Source organism: Candidatus Eisenbacteria bacterium (assembly GCA_016867495.1).
GTDB lineage: Bacteria > Eisenbacteria > RBG-16-71-46 > CAIMUX01 > VGJL01 > VGJL01.
The window spans coordinates 1-1,897 of sequence record VGJL01000339.1 but is presented as its reverse complement, the minus strand read 5'-3'; the positions used below and the strand labels follow the sequence as shown (position 1 = coordinate 1,897).

The window sequence follows — 1,897 nt, the reverse complement described above, 5'->3', positions numbered from 1 at the left end:
GTCGGCGTCCTCGTGGGAACCTACTCGTCGATCTTCATCGGATCGGGGATCAGCCTCGATCTCATCCTTGCCGCGGAGGACAGGCGCCTCGAGCGGGAGGAGAGGGCCGCCAAGCTGAAGGCCTGATCCTCGGCCGATCCGATCCGCTTTCGCCCATGGGGAGATCCCTGTGCGCGCGGCGGCGCGTATCATGCCTCATGGCCCCGACGGTTCCCTCCGCCCCGCTCGATTTCGCGTTCGCGGCGCGGGGCTTCGGGAAGCCGCCGGGGCGCTGGAAGCGCGCGGCGGCGCGCCTGCTCGCTTCTCAAGTCCGGCCAAATGCGTCTAGACTGGGGGGGAACCTGGGAGGAGCGGGGAGCCACAGGAACCCTGTCCGGCCTTCCGGGTTCTCTGGCCTGTTGGGGGAGGTTTCGATGCGTCGTATCTTGCTGGCCGCGCTGCAAGGGCTGATCCTGGCCGGCCTGCTGGCTCCCGCGGTGGAGGCCGCCGTGCAGCCGGGCTTCGTCCTGGCCCGGTTGAAGTACGACGGCGGCGGCGACTGGTACGGCAATCCATCGAGCCTGCCCAACCTGGCGCGGGCCCTTCGCGAGCGGACGCCGATTCCAGTGGAGCGGATCGACGAGGCGCGAGTCGCGATCATGGACGAGGATCTCTTCAATCACCCGTTCCTCTACATGAACGGCCACGGCAATGTCCGGTTCAGCGATGGCGAGGTCGACCGCCTCAGGCGCTACCTCACATCGGGCGGCTTCCTCTTCGCGGACGACAACTACGGCATGGACGAGAGCTTCCGGCGGGAGATCGGGCGGGTCTTCCCCGACCGCCCGCTCGTCAGGATCCCCTTCGACCATCCGATCTATCACAGCTTCTACTCCTTTCCGTCCGGTCCGCCGAAGATCCACGAACACGACGGCAAGCCTTCGGAGGGGTTGGGGATCGTCGACGGGGATCGATTGGTCGTCTTCTACACCTATGAAGCCGACATAGGGGATGGGATCGAGGATCCTGAGGTTCACAACGATCCGCCGGAGAAGCGCGAGGCGGCGATGAAGCTCGCGGTGAACGTCGTCGTCTACGCCATGACGCACTGAGAGGCCTCGAACCGATGCGGAGGGATCAAGCCGTGGAGTTGCACGAGCCGCTGTTGCGGACCCTGCGCAGGGCGCATGGCGTCTTTCTGCGGAGGCGAACGCTCGAGGCCGCCTCCCTGGGCCTCTCCGTCCTTCTTCCCGCCCTCTTGGGGGCTCTCGTCCTCGGCCTCCTGCTGGGGCCTGGCCGTCTGTCCGCGTGGTTGGTTCCGCTCGTGGCGGCCGCCGGCATCGTTGGGGGAGTCGTTCGCGCCCTACGATTCGCCCTCGCGCATCGGCTCCCGTTCGGGGCCTTTCTTCTCAGCATCGAGGAGAAGGCGGGGCTTGCGCGCAACGAGCTCTTCAACGCGCTCCAGCTCGGCAGGAGCGCGGACTCCCTCCCGGATCCTCTGGCAAGGGAGATCGCGCACGAGGTGCTTCGCTCGGGCGCGCGCACTGCCGCCACGATCCCCTACGGCGCGCTCGCCCGGGCGCGGCCCCTGAAGGCGCCCCTCCTGCAAGCCTCCCTGGCGGCGGCTTGCGTCGCAGTCCTCGCCGCCCTCGCGCCCGCGGGATTCGTGAGCACCGCGCGCTTCCTGGCCTATCCGGGCAGGGCGCCCGAGAGACCCGGAGCGCTCATCACGGTCGATCCGGGAGACACCGTGGCGGAGAGGGGCAGCAGCGTCGGCGTTCGGGCTCGCGTCACCGGCGTCGCCGGAGATCCGATCCTCTTTCATCGCGCGGGCGGCGGGCCCTGGGAGCGCATGATGATGGCCCCGGAGGGGGACGGCTTTTCCGCGACGCTGGCCGATCTCCAAGCAGAGACGGAG

Annotated in this window: 2 protein-coding genes; both read left to right on the top strand. The window is 68.5% G+C overall.

All coding sequences use genetic code 11. The features are described from left to right. The first annotated feature begins 413 nt into the window (after positions 1-413). A complete protein-coding gene (locus FJY88_14070) occupies positions 414-1,091 on the top strand; it encodes a DUF4159 domain-containing protein (protein MBM3288453.1) in 678 nt (225 codons plus the stop codon). A gap of 32 nt (positions 1,092-1,123) precedes the next feature. Next, positions 1,124-1,897: hypothetical protein (locus FJY88_14065; protein MBM3288452.1), on the top strand; the 774-nt coding region annotated here is incomplete at its 3' end.

What these genes read in the sequence shown, in the direction of transcription:
- FJY88_14070 (MBM3288453.1), top strand. Translation starts at nt 414, where the DNA reads ATGCGTCGTATCTTGCTGGCCGCGCTGCAAGGGCTGATCCTGGCCGGC.